Raw genomic sequence first — 14,464 nt, 5'->3', positions numbered from 1 at the left:
GGGCCGTTTTTGCAAAAGTTATCCATCGAGGTGAGAGGCACACCATGATTGCAATTTTAAAGCAGAGCGCCAGCGACGATGCCGTAAGCCATATCGTCAGCTGGATTGAGAAAAAGGGGCTGAAGACCGATGTCTCGCGCGGCGAGAACGAGACGATCATCGGCCTGGTGGGCGATACGACCAAGATCGACCCGTTCCTGCTCGAGTCCATGGATGTCGTCGAGCGCGTGCAGCGCGTCTCCGAGCCGTTCAAGCGCGCAAATCGCAAGTTCCACCCCGAGGACTCCGTCATCGACTGCGGCCACGGCGTCAAAATCGGCGGCGACCAGTTCCAAGTCATCGCCGGCCCCTGCTCCGTCGAGGGCGAGAACCTCATCCGCATCGCACGCCGCGTAAAGGCCGCCGGCGCCACGATGCTGCGCGGCGGTGCCTACAAGCCCCGCACCTCCCCCTACGCCTACCAGGGCATGGGCCCCGCCGGCCTCGACCTGCTGTGCGAGGCGTCTGCCGAGCTCGACATGCCGATCGTCACCGAGATCATGGACCCACGCGACGTGCAGGTCTTCTTGGACAAGAAGATCGACGTCATGCAGATCGGCGCCCGCAACGCCCAGAACTTCCCCCTGCTCAAGGAGGTCGGCAAGACCCAGACCCCGATCCTGCTCAAGCGCGGCATGTCCGGCACGATCGATGAGCTGCTCATGGCCGCCGAGTACATCATGAGCGAGGGCAACGACAACGTCATCCTGTGCGAGCGCGGCATCCGCACCTTCGAAACCCGCACCCGTAACACCTTCGATCTCAACGCCGTGCCGGTGCTGCACCACCTGTCGCACCTGCCTGTCGTTGCCGACCCCAGCCACGCCACCGGCTACACCCGCTACGTTGAGCCCATGGCGCTCGCCGCGACCGCCTGCGGCGCCAACGGCCTGGAGATCGAGGTCCACGACGAGCCCAGCCGCGCATGGTCCGACGGCGCTCAGGCCCTCACCCCCGACCAGTTCGACGACACCATGCGCCGCATTCGCGCCATCCGCGAGGTCGTCTGCCAAGAGACCATGGAGTAGCCCATGGGTACGGTGAGAAACGCGCGCGTTAACCAGGGCGGTCCCAAATGCGCGGGCATCGTTGGCCTGGGCCTCATCGGCGGCAGCTTTGCCCGCGGCTATGCGCAGGCGGGCGTTCGCGTGCTGGCCTGGGACCCCGATGATGATGTCATGACGGCCGCCAGCATGGGCACTGTCGCCGGAGAGCTCAACGACGAGACACTCGGCGAATGCGACATCATCGTCCTTGCCTGCTACCCCGAGGCCTGCATCGAGTGGCTCGAGGCGCATGCCCGGGCACTCGCCGACGCCACCGACACCGAGGCCATCATGGGCCCCGTGGTGATCGACACGGTGGGCGTCAAGGGCATCGTGTGCGAGCGCGCCTTTGAGCTTGCCCGCGAGCACGGCTTTTACTTTGTGGGTGCGCACCCCATGGCAGGCACCCAGTTCTCGGGCTACGCGCACTCCCGCGCCGACCTGTTCCAGGGCGCCCCGCTCGTGCTCGTGCCACCCGCGGTGGACGATGCGCTCAAACTGGAGCTCTTGGGGCAGGTGCGCGAGATGGTGCGCCCCTTGGGCTTTGGCAAGTTCAGCGTGACCAGCGCCGCCGAGCACGACCGCGTCATCGCCTTCACGAGCCAGCTTGCGCACGTGGTGTCCAACGCCTACGTAAAGAGCCCGACCGCCCAGGTCCACCACGGCTTTTCGGCCGGTAGCTACCGCGATCTCACCCGCGTGGCGCACCTCAACCCGCAAATGTGGTCCGAGCTCATGATCGACGACGCCGACGCGCTTGCCTTCGAGATCGACCACCTGATCGACTCGCTCGGCGCCTACAGCCGTGCGCTCAAGGACCGCGACCAGCGCTATCTGGAGAATCTCCTTGCCGAGGGCGACCGCATTAAGCGCGCACTCGACGACGAGGCCTCCCACTAGACCACCTATCACGCCAGGTCGAAAGGACCATAGCTTATGGCGATTACCATCGATATCGACACCGCACGCCCCTACCAGGTGCATGTTGGCACGTTTTTGCTGGAGCAGGCGGGACCGCTCGTGCGCGCCACTGCCGGCGGCACCAAGGCCGTCATCGTGACGGACACCAACGTAGGCCCGCTCTACCAGATGCCCGTTAAGCAGAGCCTGGAGGCATCAGGCTACGAAGTGAGTATCTGCACCTTCGAGGCCGGTGAGGCACACAAGCGCGCCGAGACCTACGTTGCCATTTTGGAGTTTGTGGCCGAGCACGAGCTTTCGCGCTCCGACGTGATCGTGGCACTCGGCGGCGGCGTCGTGGGCGACGTGGCGGGCTTTGTGGCCGCCACCTACATGCGTGGCTGCAAGTTTGTGCAGATCCCCACGAGTCTGCTCGCCATGGTGGATTCGTCGGTGGGCGGCAAGACCGCCATCGACCTGGCTGCCGGCAAGAACCTGGCCGGCGCCTTTTGGCAGCCGAATGTGGTTATCGCCGACGTGGGGTGCCTGGCCACCCTTACGCCCGAGCAGTTCGCCGACGGCTGCGGCGAGGTCGTCAAGCACGCCGTGATCGCCGACCCAGAGCTTTTCGCCGAGCTGGAGAAGACCCCGCTCACGCTGGAGCTGCTCAACCGCGATGTAGCCCGCGTAGCGCTCATCATCGCCCGCAATATCGACATCAAGCGCGCCGTGGTCGTCGCCGACGAGCGCGAAACAAACCAGCGCAAGCTGCTCAACTTTGGACACAGCGCCGGACACGCCGTCGAGGCCTGCGAGCACTTTGAGCTCGGACACGGCAACTGCGTGTCGATCGGCATGGGCATCATCACGCGCGCCGCGGCCCTGCACGGCGTTTGCGATGCTGCACTGCCCGGTCGTATTGAGGAGCTCTGCGCCCGCCATGGCCTCAAGACCCGCTGCGACCTAGATGCCGACGCCGTCTTTGCCGAGGCGCTGCACGACAAAAAACGCGTGGGCGACACCATCGACCTGGTAATTCCGCACGGCATTGGCCGCTGCAGCATCGACCGCACGCCGCTTTCCACTTTCCACGAACTCATTGCCGAGGGCCTCGGCCAGAAGGGAGACGCATCCGCATGCTAGCCCGCATCACCCCGTCCCCGCTCAAGGGCACCGTTCCCGCCATCGCGTCCAAGTCGATGGCGCATCGCCTCATCATCTGCGCTGCGCTTGCCAACGGCGAGACGCACGTTACCTGCAACACCACCTGCGCCGACATCGAGGCTACGGTGCGTTGCCTTACGGCCCTGGGCGCTCGCATCGAGACCGTCGAGGACGGCTTCCAGGTCCACCCCACCATGAAGAGTGTTGAGTTTGGCCTGCTCAAGGCACTTGCGGGCGGCACGCTCGACTGCGGCGAAAGCGGCTCCACGCTCCGCTTTATGTTGCCCGTCGCCTGCGCGCTGGGCGCAGAAGCAACTTTTGTGGGTCAGGGACGCTTGGGCGCCCGCCCGCTGTCCCCGCTCTCGGACGAGATCATCGCCGCCGGATGCGACCTACAGGGTCTGGGCGGTTTTCCGCTCAAGACGAGCGGCCGCATGCGCCCGGGCACCTTTGTGCTTCCGGGCAACGTGAGCTCGCAGTATATCTCCGGCCTGCTGCTGGCGGCCCCGCTACTGGCCCAGCCCTCCTGTGTGCAGGTGACCGGCCTCATCGAGAGCCGCCCCTATATCAACCTGACCATCCAGGCCATGAAGGCCTTTGGCGTCGAGGTCAACGTCGAACGTATTCCGGCCAAGGACGGCCAGCCCGAGGTCACGAACTTCCGCGTGAGCAGCGGCTCGTACCGCACGCCCGGCAACGTGGCCGTCGAGGGTGACTGGTCCAACGCTGCCTTTTGGCTGTGTGCCGGCGCCATCGGCACCGACCCCATCACCGTCGAGGGCGTGTCGCTGAGCTCTGCGCAGGGCGACCGCAACGTGCTTGCGGCGCTTTCGCGCTTTGGTGCCCGCATCGTGCGCTCCACCAACGCCGCCACCGTGCAGTCCGACAAGCTCGCCGGCTTTGAGATGAGTGCCCACGACATTCCCGACCTGGTGCCCGTTATCTCGGCCGTGGCCTCGCTGGCACAGGGCCGCACCTTTATCCGCGATTGCGCCCGCCTGCGTATCAAGGAATCCGACCGCCTGGCCACAACCACCCGCGAGCTCACCGCGCTGGGCGCGCAGGTGCGCATTGCCGGCGACGACCTCATCATCAAGGGTGTCGATGCCTTTACCGGCGGCGAGGTCGATTCGCACAACGACCATCGCATCGCCATGATGGCCGCCATCGCCGCAAGCCGTGCCACCGGCGAGGTCGTGATCCACGGCGCCGAGGCCGTCAACAAGTCCTATCCCGATTTCTTCGACCACTACCGCCTGCTGGGCGGCAAGGTCACACTCGAGGAGGAATAGCATGTCCTCGACCTTTGGCAACGTCTTGCACTTAAGCATCTTCGGCCAATCGCACTCCCCCGCTATCGGCTGCTCACTCGACGGCATCCCGGCGGGCATCGCCGTGGACCAGGAGAAGCTGCAGGCCTTCCTCGACCGTCGCGCCCCCGGTCGCGACGAGACCGCGACCAAACGCCGCGAGGCCGACGCCGCCCACATCATCGCCGGTGTTGTCGATGGACATACCACCGGCGCGCCCATCGCCGCGATTATCGAGAACACCAACACGCGCTCCAAGGATTACTCCGAGCTGCGCCGCAAGCCCCGCCCCGGACATGCGGACTTCCCTGCGCGCGTGAAGTATCACAACATGCACGATGTCGCTGGTGGCGGGCATTTCTCCGGCCGCCTAACGGCACCCTTATGCATCGCCGGCGGCATTGCGCTGCAGGCACTCGAGGCCCGCGGCATTCAGGTCATGGCCCACGTCGCGCAGATCGGCGGCATCTCCGACCTGCCGATGGACGATATGGTCTATCGCGAGGCCGACCGCAAGGCGATCCTTACGAACGATCTGCCGTGCATTGACGCCGCCGCAGCCGGCCGCATGCGCGAGGAGATTCTGGCCGCGCGCGACGAGCTCGACAGCATCGGCGGCATCGTGGAGTGCGGCATTTACGGGCTTCCCACGGGCATAGGCGACCCCATGTTCGACGGCATCGAGAACCGCATCGCGCAAATCGCGTTTGGCATTCCCGCCGTAAAGGGCGTGGAGTTTGGCATGGGCTTTGCCGTGGCCGCCATGCGCGGCAGCGAGAACAACGATCCATATCGCATCGATGCCGAGACCGGCGAAATCGAGGTCGAGTCCAATAACGCCGGCGGCATCCTGGGCGGTATTTCGACCGGCGCGCCCGTCATGTGGCGCATGGCCGTAAAGCCGACGCCCTCAATTGGCCGCGAGCAACAGACCGTGGACATGGACGCCATGGAAAATGCCGAGCTCTCGGTCCACGGCCGCCACGATCCCTGCATCGTCCCGCGCGCCGTCCCCGTAGCCGAAGCAGCCGCCGCCCTCGCCATCTGGGACGCCCTCCTCGAGGACGCAGGCCAGCTCTAACCCGACTCACCTGAGTTGCCCGTCAACTCTGCCATTACGCGAAAGGGGCCTCCATGGACCTTGCCGATATTCGCCAAGCCATCGATGGCATCGACACCACGCTCCTCAACAGCTTTGTCGAGCGCATGGACATTGCCACCGAGGTCGCCAAATCAAAAATCGAGATGGGCAAGGCCGTCTTCGACCCCGCCCGTGAGCGCTCCAAGCTCAACAACCTCGCCAGCCGCGCGCCCGAGCGCTACGAGGCGCAAACTATCACCCTGTTCCGTCTCCTCATGAGCATGAGCAAGGCCGAGCAGCAGCGCTACATCAACGAGCTCAGGGGCATCACGGTCTCGCAAAAGGCCCATGCCACGGCCGCAGCCTGTGACACGCCCTTCCCCCAGACGGCCACTGTCGCCTGCCAAGGCGTCGAAGGCGCCTACAGCCAGATCGCCGCGTGCAAACTCTTCGACGTGCCCGACATCGCGTTTTTCGAGACCTTCGAGGGCGTCATGCGCGCCGTGCGCGACGGCTTTTGCGAGTTTGGCGTACTGCCCATCGAAAACTCAACCGCCGGCTCGGTAAACGCCGTCTACGACCTGCTCGCACAGTTCGACTTCCATATCGTGCGCTCGCTGCGCCTCAAGATCGACCACAACTTGCTCGTCAAGCCCGGCACCAAGCTCGCCGACGTGCGCGAGGTCTACAGCCACGGCCAAGCCATTGCCCAGTGTGCGAGCTTTATCGAGTCCCACGACCTGCACGCCACCAAGTACCCCAACACCGCCATGTCGGCCGAGATGGTCGCCAGCTCCGGGCGCACCGATGTTGCCGCCATCGCATCGCGCAGCTGCGCGACACTCTATGGCCTGGAGGTGCTGGAGTCCAACATTCAAGACTCCGACAACAACTACACGCGCTTTGTCGTCATCAGCCGCGAGCCACGCGTCTATCCCGGTGCCAACCGTACCTCGCTCATGATCACCACGGCCAACGAACCGGGCGCCCTTTATCGCGTACTCGAGCGCTTCTATGCGCTCAACATCAACCTCATCAAGCTCGAAAGCCGTCCCATCCCCGGTCGCGACTTTGAGTTTATGTTCTACTTTGATCTGGACTGCCCCTTTGGCAGCAAGGCCCTCGACGACCTGCTCGATTCGATCGACGACGTGTGTGAGAGCTTCACCTACTTTGGCAGCTACACGGAGGTGCTCTAGATGACCGATACCGCCGCAACCCGCCCCTACGGCGTACTGGGTCGCGTGCTGGGCCACAGCTACACCCCGACCATCTACAAGGAGCTCGCTGGGCTCGAGTACGTGCGATTTGAGCGCGAGCCCGAGGACCTCGCGGCTTTTATGACAGGCGACGAGTGGGAGGGCACCAACGTGACCATCCCCTACAAACGTGCCGTCATAGAATACCTGGACGAGCTGAGCCCGCTGGCCGAGCGCATGGGCAACGTTAACACTATCACACGCCTGCCCGATGGCCGCCTGCGCGGTGACAACACCGATTACTTTGGTTTCCAGTGTCTGGTCGAGGAGCTGGGGGTTGAGGTTGCCGGCAAGAAGGCCCTCGTGCTCGGAGCCACCGGTGGTGCCGGCACCACGGCAAGCATGGTGCTCGGCGACCTGGGCGCCACCGTGGTGCCCGTGGGCCGCACAAGCGAGGTCAACTACGGCAACATCGCGCAGCAGTCCGACGCCGCCCTACTCGTCAACTGCACGCCCGCCGGCATGTTCCCCCATTGCCCCGACGCACCTTGCACGCTCGAAGGGCTCGATGCGCTCGAAGGCGTTATCGACATTGTCTACAACCCCGCCCGCACGGGCCTGATGCTCGAGGCCGAGCGCCACGGTATCCCTTGCATCGGCGGCCTGCTCATGCTTGTGGCACAGGCGGCGCAGGCCGTTGAGCGCTATACCGGCCAGGTCACCCTGCGCGAGCGCATCCTGGATGTAACGGAGCGCTTGTCACGCCGCGAACAGAACATCGCGCTGATCGGCATGCCGGGCTCGGGCAAGACCCGCGTGGGTGAGCAGATTGCCCTGCTCACGGGTCGCGAGCACATCGACCTGGACCGCGCCCTCGAGGAACGCCTCGGCATGCCCTGCGCCGACTTTATCGTCAAGCGCGGCGAGGCCGCCTTCCGCGAGCAGGAGACGGCGGAACTGTCCGACATCTCCAAGCGCAGCGGCCTGGTGCTCTCCACCGGCGGCGGCGTGGTCACACGCGACGAAAACTATCCGCTGCTGCACCAAAACAGCCAGATCGTGATGCTCAACCGCAAGCTCGACGAACTCGCCCACAAGGGCCGCCCCATCACCGCGCGCGACGGCATCGCCAAGCTGGCCGAACAGCGTATGCCGCGCTACCGCGCCTGGGCCGACTACATCATCGACTCACGCGACTGCGCCGCCAACACCGCGCAAGCCCTTCTCGACACCCTCCCACCCACTCTCTAACCAAATCCATCACAAAGGGGACAGGCACCTTTGTGATGGATTTCCAACCGCAAAGGAAGCAGCCATGAAAGCACTCGTCATCAACGGCCCCAACCTTAATATGCTCGGAATTCGCGAGCCGGGCATCTATGGCAGCGACAACTACGACCGCCTGGTCCAGATCTGCCAGGAGGCAGGCGCCGCGCAGGGTTTTGACGAGGTCGAAGTCTTCCAGTCCAACCACGAGGGCAGCATCGTCGATAAGATCCAGGAGGCCTACGGCAAGGTCGACGGCATCGTCATCAATCCGGCGGCCTACACGCACACGAGCGTAGCGATCCTCGATGCCCTCAAGGCCGTCGCTATCCCTGCCGTCGAGGTACACATCAGCGCTGTCGAGACCCGCGAGGACTTCCGCCAGGTGAGCTACGCACGCCTAGCCTGCTTCGCCACCATCACCGGAGAGGGCCTGCAAGGCTACGCCCACGCGCTGGAGCTGCTGAGGGAACGCCTCGAAAAGTAGCCTCGCGAGCAAATCCATCAACGCGATTCACACGCTAATAATGCCAGTGCCGCCAGCAGCAACCTCGCTACTGGCGGCACTTTATTACTGGCATATAATCGTTGCAGCCACACAACGTCTGGAGACTCGCATGCTAAGCATCCATCTGGGAGATTACCCCGGTTCCATCTACGATACCGAGACCTACTTTAGGAACTCATACTTGGACTCATGGTTCGAAGACCCTATGGCCGCACAGATCATTAAAAGCGTGGACGGATCAGAGCTCATCGGCCCCCACAACATCGTAAGCAAGCAGCTGGGCTCGATCACCCCACTCGAACTGTCCGGCGGCGTTAAGACGCTGCTGCTGGTGCGCAATCTACCAAACATGGTGTTCAATGCATCCACTTGCGGAGATAACTGCGCCCGCTGGCTGCTCAAAATTGGCAAAGAGCAGGATGTGCTGGTGACCCTTTACCACATCATGAAATTTCCCTGGAAGCGTTTTGAGATTCGCATCAATAACGACGGCCGCATCGTCAGGAACATGCAGGAGTTCGTCGGTGCCACCAATGATTTTCTGGATGTTGATGAGTAATGAAAGGATCACACACCGTTGTCGTGGAGCGCGCAAAAGTCAAATACACGCTCACCTTTAAACGCAATATTTCCTTCATCCGCGGCAACAGCGGCACGGGCAAAACGACGCTCATCTCGATGATTCGCGACTACAACGACCGAGGACCGGAAAGCGGCGTTGCACTCAGCTGCGACGTGCCTTGCGAAACGCTTTCCGGCAGACGCTGGGAGCGCGAGCTTTCGATCATCGAAGATTCAATCGTCTTTCTAGATGAGGGCAACGAGTTTATCTACTCAAAGGACTTCGCCAAAACCGTAAACGGCTCGTCCAACTATTTTGTTCTGATATCTCGTCGCGATGCCAACGAGCTCCCCTACAGCGTTGATGAGATCCTGAAGTTAGTCAACACGACGAGTAAAACAATCAATGGCCGCAAGAGCGACAGGCGCTTCTACTCGGTGACCAAGCCGCTATATGACCACACGGCAAGCATGCTGTATCAGGATCTAAATGTTGGATTCGAGGTACCCGACGCCGTAGTTGTCGAGGATAGCAAATCTGGCTATCAATTCTACGACGCTCTTTGCAACCGGCTCGGAATCCCCTGCTATACCGCCACCGGCGTAGCAAATCTAAAGCGGACAATTCACGAATGCCCCGAGCAAAACGTTCTTGCCATTGGAGACGGCGCAGCGTTTGGTCCCTACATCGAAAAGGTGCTCGGACAGCGCGTTTACAAGAACGTTCGCTTGTTCCTCCCGGAATCATTCGAGTGGACACTTCTGCAATCTGGCCTCATTCCCAGTAACGACATTCCAAAAATCCTCAAGGATCCTTCGAGCTATATCGAAAGCCGCGACTACCTAAGCTGGGAACGATTCTTCACCGACGTATTGATCAAGTACTCGGCAGACACTCGCTACGCCTACAGAAAGGCAAAGCTCAATGAGCAGTACCTGAGGCCGCAGGCGATGAATGCAGTTGCAAACGTCTTGCCCGAGTGCCTGAAGGCAGACTAGACAGACTAGATATAGTGGGGAGGGCCAAGTTGGTCCTCCCCGTTTTTGTTACGCCTTCTTGATCACGTACACCAACCCTATGTCGCACCTGCGGCGCACAATCGACGCAAAGAGCCACGATGCTGGCAGCGTCATAAGCAGAGGCATGGTCTGCCAAGGAATAAACCAATCGACCGCGTGGATTGCAAAGATGGCAAGACTGGCCTGTCCGCAGAACACGAGCGCTCGCTCAAAGGACCCCAAAACCGGCACGTCTTTCAACTTCTCCAACGCCATCGAAACCCAGCACACGCAGTAGCTACCGGCAAGAGCGGCAACTGTCGCAACCAAAAACCCATCCACGCGGCGGCTCGAAAGCTCACCCCACTCAGCGCGGCAAGGACAAGCCAAGCAACACCGGCTCCAATAAACAGCAGAGGCTCGCTCACGCTCGGCTCCAGCCCCCTTAGGCGCGCCGTATAACCAATCCACATCAGCAGCACAACAGCAGCTCACGCCACGGCTTCGGTCTAAACGTATACCCGGCAAGAATAAAGAACACCGGCATGTGAAAAAGCCCAGACCACCAAGCGGTCTGGGCTTAATAAACGATGGTGCTCCATGGCGGATTCGAACCGTCGACCTTGGGATTAGAAGTCCCCTGCTCTATCCAACTGAGCTAATGGAGCAAATAACCGCACGCCCAAGCAAGCGCAAGCCTGTCAGGCGCAAGTAATTATAACCTAGTTGAACTGCTCGCGGTACGCCTTGCAGACCTCATCGACCGGGCCGTCCATGCGAAGGTCACCCTTCTCAATCCAAACGGCACGCTGGCAGATGCGCTCAACCTGCTCCATAGAGTGCGAAACGAACAGAACCGTCACGTCGCCGCTCTGGATAAAGTGCTGGATACGGTCCTCGCACTTCTGCTGGAAGAACACATCACCGACGGACAACGTCTCGTCAACGATCAGAATATCGGGCTCGGTAATCGTCGCGATTGCAAAGGCGATACGCGCCACCATGCCCGAGGAGAAGTTCTTAAGCGGCATATCGACAAAGTTCTGCAGCTCAGCGAATTCGATAATGCCGTCAAAGTTGGCATCGATGAACTCCTTGGTATAGCCGAGCAGGGCGCCGTTCAGATAGATGTTCTCGCGGGCGGTCAGCTCGGGGTCAAAGCCGGCGCCAAGCTCAATCAGCGGCGCGATGTTACCGTGCACCTTAACGCTGCCCTCGCTAGGCTCAAGAACGCCAGCGATAATCTTGAGCATCGTAGACTTGCCGGAGCCATTGGTGCCGACCAGACCCACAACCTCGCCGCGATGAATATCAAACGAGATGTGCTTAAGCGCCCTAAACTCCTCAAAGAACAGCTCGTGCTTGGCAAGCTTAATGAAGTACTCCTTGAGGTTGGTCAGCGACTCGGACGCCATGTTAAAGATCATGGTGACGTCGTCGACCTCGACAGCCAGAGGCTGCTCGCTGTAATCAACAACAGATTCAGTCATCACAGCACTCCTTAGATGTAGAGGATGAACTTGCGCTCGGACTTATGGAACACGGTATAGCCAATAATAAGCGCAAGAACCGCCCAGGCAACGCACATACCAAACGTCATAAGCGAGGGCGTAGTCTGGAACAGGAAGATATCGCGCATAAACTGCAGGTAGTTGAACATGGGGTTCGCATACATCAAGATACGCACGAGATGCGGCATTTGCGCAATATAGTCAGTCGTCCAGAAGATGGGCGTAATGTAAGTCCACGCCGTAATGACGACGCTCCACAGATGCATAACGTCGCGGAAGAAGACCGTAAGGGCAGAGAGCATCATGCCCAGGCCCATGCAGAAGCACATAAGCAGCAGCAGGCAAACCGGCAGCAGAATAAGGTGCCAAGAAGGCATAACGCGGAACCACAGCATGACGATGGCGACGGCGACCAGCGAGAAGGCAAAGTTGACCAGCGAGAAGAGCACCTTCTGCACCGGGAAAACCCAGCGGTGCACCTTAACCTTCTTGAGCAGAGGGGCAGCGCCCACGATCGACGTCAGGGCCTGGTTAGTAGACTCAGACATGACGGCAAAGGTAATGTTACCCACGATCAAGTACAGCGGGTACATCTCGGGCGTCATTGAGCCATTGCGGCCCTGGCCAAAAATCGTCGAGAACACGATGGCCATGACGATCATCATCAGCAGCGGGTTGAGCACCGACCATGCGACGCCCAGAACGCTACGGCGATACTTGATCTTAAAATCCTTGGTAACCAGCTGACGAAGGATAAACGCGTCCTTCTCAAATTCGTTCTTAGCAAACGTCGCAGGCAGACTGCGAGTTTCTTGTTGCTTTGTCTGATCCGACACGGATGCAACTCCTTTACTCGTAATCGTTGACAAACGAACAGTATAGACCCGACGGCCATGCAAACGATTCGCGCAACAAAACTGGAGAACTAACCCACATCTTAGGATGCCAGGCCCAAACGGCTATACTTTCTAGGATTGAATGTATAAGGAGCATTAAGTGAATTCTGAATCCATCGCCGTCATCATCCCTTGCTACAACGAAGCGCTCACGATCGGCAAAGTCATCGATGACTTTCACCGCGAGCTTCCGCAGGCGACGGTCTATGTCTATGACAACAACTCGTCGGACGATACCTCACGCATTGCCACCGAGCACGGCGCCACAGTCCGCTTTGAGCCCCGTCAGGGAAAGGGCAACGTGTGCCGCCAGATGTTTCGCGATATCGACGCCGATTGCTACCTGATGGTCGACGGAGACGACACCTACCCCGCCGAGGCGGCCAAGGCCCTCTGCGAGCCCATCCTTAACGGCACGGCCGACATGACCGTAGGCGATCGCCTTTCCAACGGCACCTACGCCGAGGAGAACAAGCGTGCCTTCCACGGCTTTGGCAACAATCTGGTCCGTGCCATGATCAAGTGGATCTATGGCTACAGCTTCGATGATGTCATGACCGGCTACCGTGCCATGAGCCGCCCGTTCGTTAAAACCTTCCCTGTGCTTTCCGAGGGCTTCCAGATCGAAACCGAGCTCTCGATCCACGCCGTCGACCACCGCTGGCGCATCAAGGATGTGCCCATCGAGTACCGCGACCGTCCGGAAGGTTCCGAGTCCAAGCTCAATACCGTAAGCGACGGCATTAAAGTCGTTGCGATGATTGGCACGCTGTTCAAGGACTACCGCCCGCTGAAGTTCTTCAGCCTCGTTGCGCTTCTGTTCGCGGTATTCGGCCTCGCCCTGGGCATGCCCATCGTTGTCGAATATTTCCAGACCGGCCTCGTCCCGCGCTTCCCCACCGCTATGCTCGCCGCCTCGTTTATGTTCCTGTGCGGCCTGAGCCTTGCGACCGGCTTCATCCTAGATTCTGTAGCAAAGGTCGAAAAAAAGCAGTGGGAGGTCAACGTGTACAGCAAATACGCCTACGACGACCAGCCCGGCCACCCTACTTCCATGCCAAGCGAGAGGTAGATCTTCCGCAAAATACTATTGGCACCACTGCGCAGATAGCCACCAACAAGAAAAGCCGCCGTTAAAGAACGGCGGCTTTTACTCTCGAAAAGTTAATAGCGGCTAGAGCGTCTTGATGTACTCCCCCAGCTCTTCCTCCCAGTCGGGCATGTGGAAGCCGGCAGCCTCGAGCTTGGACAGGTCGAGCGCGGAGTGGACCGGGCGCGGGGCGACGGGGCCCTCGGCGCTCGCGTAGTAGTCGGCGGTCGATACCGGCACGACCCTGTCCCCGTTGCCGTTGGCGGCCTCGAAGACGGCGCGGGCGATATCGGCCCAGGACTTGACGGTGCCGGAGCCGGTGCAGTCGTAGGTGCCGTAGGGGGCGTGCGTCCCCAGCACGTGGAAGATGGCCTCGGCCATGTCGCGCGTGAAGGTCAGGCGGCCCAGCTGGTCGTCAACGACCGTGACCTGCTCGAGCCCGTCCTCGAGGTCGGCGACGCGGTCGGACAGGCCCTTCATCGTCTTGACGAAGTTGCGGCCCTCGCCGATGACCCAGCTGGAGCGCATGATGTAGTGGCGCGGGCACCCGGCCACGGCGATGTCGCCGGCGGCCTTGGTCTGGCCGTAGACGGACAGCGGGCTGAGGGGCTCGTCCTCGTCATGCACCTCGGCGGTGCCGTCGAAGACGTAGTCGCTGGACACGTGGACGAGGGTGATCCCGTGATCAGAGCATGTGCGGGCGAGGAGGGCGGGGCCGGTCGCGTTGGCCTTCCAGGCGGTCGCGCGGCCCTCGGCGGTCTCCGCCCTATCCACGGCGGTGTAGGCGCCGCAGTTGATCACGGTGCCGTAGAGCGACCAGTCGTACTGTGTGTAGGCGTCCGGGTCTGACATATCGAAGGTGTCGATGTCGCAGAAGTCGAAGTCCTTGGCGAC

15 protein-coding genes and 1 tRNA gene are annotated in these 14,464 nt (G+C 61.1%); 11 read left to right on the top strand and 5 right to left on the bottom strand.

All coding sequences use genetic code 11. The features are described from left to right. Window positions 1-44: 44 nt before the first annotated feature. The 10 genes from aroF to DW180_RS09005 all read left to right on the top strand — a co-directional run bounded on the left by aroF (window position 45) and on the right by DW180_RS09005 (window position 10,073). The gene (gene aroF, locus DW180_RS09050) at window positions 45-1,067 is read left to right on the top strand and encodes a 3-deoxy-7-phosphoheptulonate synthase (protein WP_118238440.1); all 1,023 of its coding nucleotides are present in this window, start codon (window positions 45-47) and stop codon (window positions 1,065-1,067) included. 3 nt (window positions 1,068-1,070) lie between these two features. Next, window positions 1,071-1,985 (top strand): prephenate dehydrogenase/arogenate dehydrogenase family protein, encoded by a 915-nt coding sequence (locus DW180_RS09045; RefSeq protein WP_117770381.1) that lies wholly within the window; start codon window positions 1,071-1,073, stop codon window positions 1,983-1,985. 36 nt (window positions 1,986-2,021) lie between these two features. Next, window positions 2,022-3,128 (top strand): 3-dehydroquinate synthase, encoded by a 1,107-nt coding sequence (gene aroB / locus DW180_RS09040; RefSeq protein ID WP_117770382.1) that lies wholly within the window; start codon window positions 2,022-2,024, stop codon window positions 3,126-3,128. Next, window positions 3,122-4,441 carry a 3-phosphoshikimate 1-carboxyvinyltransferase gene (gene aroA, locus DW180_RS09035; RefSeq protein ID WP_117770383.1) on the top strand — a complete coding sequence of 440 codons (1,320 nt, stop codon included), beginning with the start codon at window positions 3,122-3,124 and terminating at the stop codon, window positions 4,439-4,441. The genes aroB and aroA overlap by 7 nt, the downstream gene beginning before the upstream one ends. A 1-nt stretch (window position 4,442) precedes the next feature. Continuing rightward, entirely contained in the window at window positions 4,443-5,540 is a 1,098-nt protein-coding gene (gene aroC / locus DW180_RS09030) for a chorismate synthase (protein WP_117770384.1), read from the top strand. Between the two features lie 53 nt (window positions 5,541-5,593). Beyond that, entirely contained in the window at window positions 5,594-6,739 is a 1,146-nt protein-coding gene (gene pheA, locus DW180_RS09025; RefSeq protein ID WP_117770385.1) for a prephenate dehydratase, read from the top strand. After that, window positions 6,740-7,990, top strand: coding sequence for a shikimate kinase (locus DW180_RS09020; RefSeq protein WP_117770386.1), 1,251 nt, complete (start codon window positions 6,740-6,742; stop codon window positions 7,988-7,990). Between the two features lie 64 nt (window positions 7,991-8,054). Next, window positions 8,055-8,492 (top strand): type II 3-dehydroquinate dehydratase, encoded by a 438-nt coding sequence (aroQ, locus tag DW180_RS09015; RefSeq protein ID WP_055309849.1) that lies wholly within the window; start codon window positions 8,055-8,057, stop codon window positions 8,490-8,492. Window positions 8,493-8,622: 130 nt separating this feature from the next. Continuing rightward, window positions 8,623-9,072, top strand: coding sequence for a DUF4869 domain-containing protein (locus DW180_RS09010; RefSeq protein WP_117770387.1), 450 nt, complete (start codon window positions 8,623-8,625; stop codon window positions 9,070-9,072). Continuing rightward, a complete protein-coding gene (locus DW180_RS09005) occupies window positions 9,072-10,073 on the top strand; it encodes a translation initiation factor 2 (protein ID WP_147333365.1) in 1,002 nt (333 codons plus the stop codon). Before DW180_RS09010 ends, DW180_RS09005 begins: the two co-directional genes overlap by 1 nt. A 48-nt stretch (window positions 10,074-10,121) precedes the next feature. Here DW180_RS09005 and DW180_RS09000 read toward each other — a convergent pair whose 3' ends face one another. From DW180_RS09000 to DW180_RS08985, 4 genes are all read right to left on the bottom strand, one after another. After that, complete coding sequence (locus DW180_RS09000) at window positions 10,122-10,463, bottom strand: hypothetical protein (protein WP_147333366.1); 342 nt, start codon at window positions 10,461-10,463, stop codon at window positions 10,122-10,124. A gap of 201 nt (window positions 10,464-10,664) precedes the next feature. Continuing rightward, window positions 10,665-10,741 (bottom strand) — tRNA-Arg (locus DW180_RS08995). 54 nt (window positions 10,742-10,795) lie between these two features. After that, window positions 10,796-11,563: an ABC transporter ATP-binding protein gene (locus DW180_RS08990; RefSeq protein ID WP_022094777.1), complete on the bottom strand. Its 768-nt coding sequence runs from the start codon at window positions 11,561-11,563 to the stop codon at window positions 10,796-10,798. An 11-nt stretch (window positions 11,564-11,574) separates the two neighbouring features. Continuing rightward, window positions 11,575-12,420 carry an ABC transporter permease gene (locus DW180_RS08985; protein ID WP_022094778.1) on the bottom strand — a complete coding sequence of 282 codons (846 nt, stop codon included), beginning with the start codon at window positions 12,418-12,420 and terminating at the stop codon, window positions 11,575-11,577. Window positions 12,421-12,580: 160 nt separating this feature from the next. Here DW180_RS08985 and DW180_RS08980 point away from each other — a divergent pair, with 160 nt between their 5' ends. Continuing rightward, complete coding sequence (locus DW180_RS08980; protein WP_052044190.1) at window positions 12,581-13,552, top strand: glycosyltransferase family 2 protein; 972 nt, start codon at window positions 12,581-12,583, stop codon at window positions 13,550-13,552. Between the two features lie 102 nt (window positions 13,553-13,654). Here the strand turns inward: DW180_RS08980 and DW180_RS08975 are convergent. After that, on the bottom strand, window positions 13,655-14,464 hold an 810-nt coding region (locus DW180_RS08975; RefSeq protein WP_118238438.1), incomplete at its 5' end, for a sugar nucleotide-binding protein.

The organism is Collinsella sp. AM16-21, assembly GCF_003471905.1.
Lineage (GTDB): Bacteria > Actinomycetota > Coriobacteriia > Coriobacteriales > Coriobacteriaceae > Collinsella.
The sequence above is the reverse complement of the archived record's forward strand: the minus strand, read 5'-3'. Positions and strand labels throughout refer to the sequence as shown.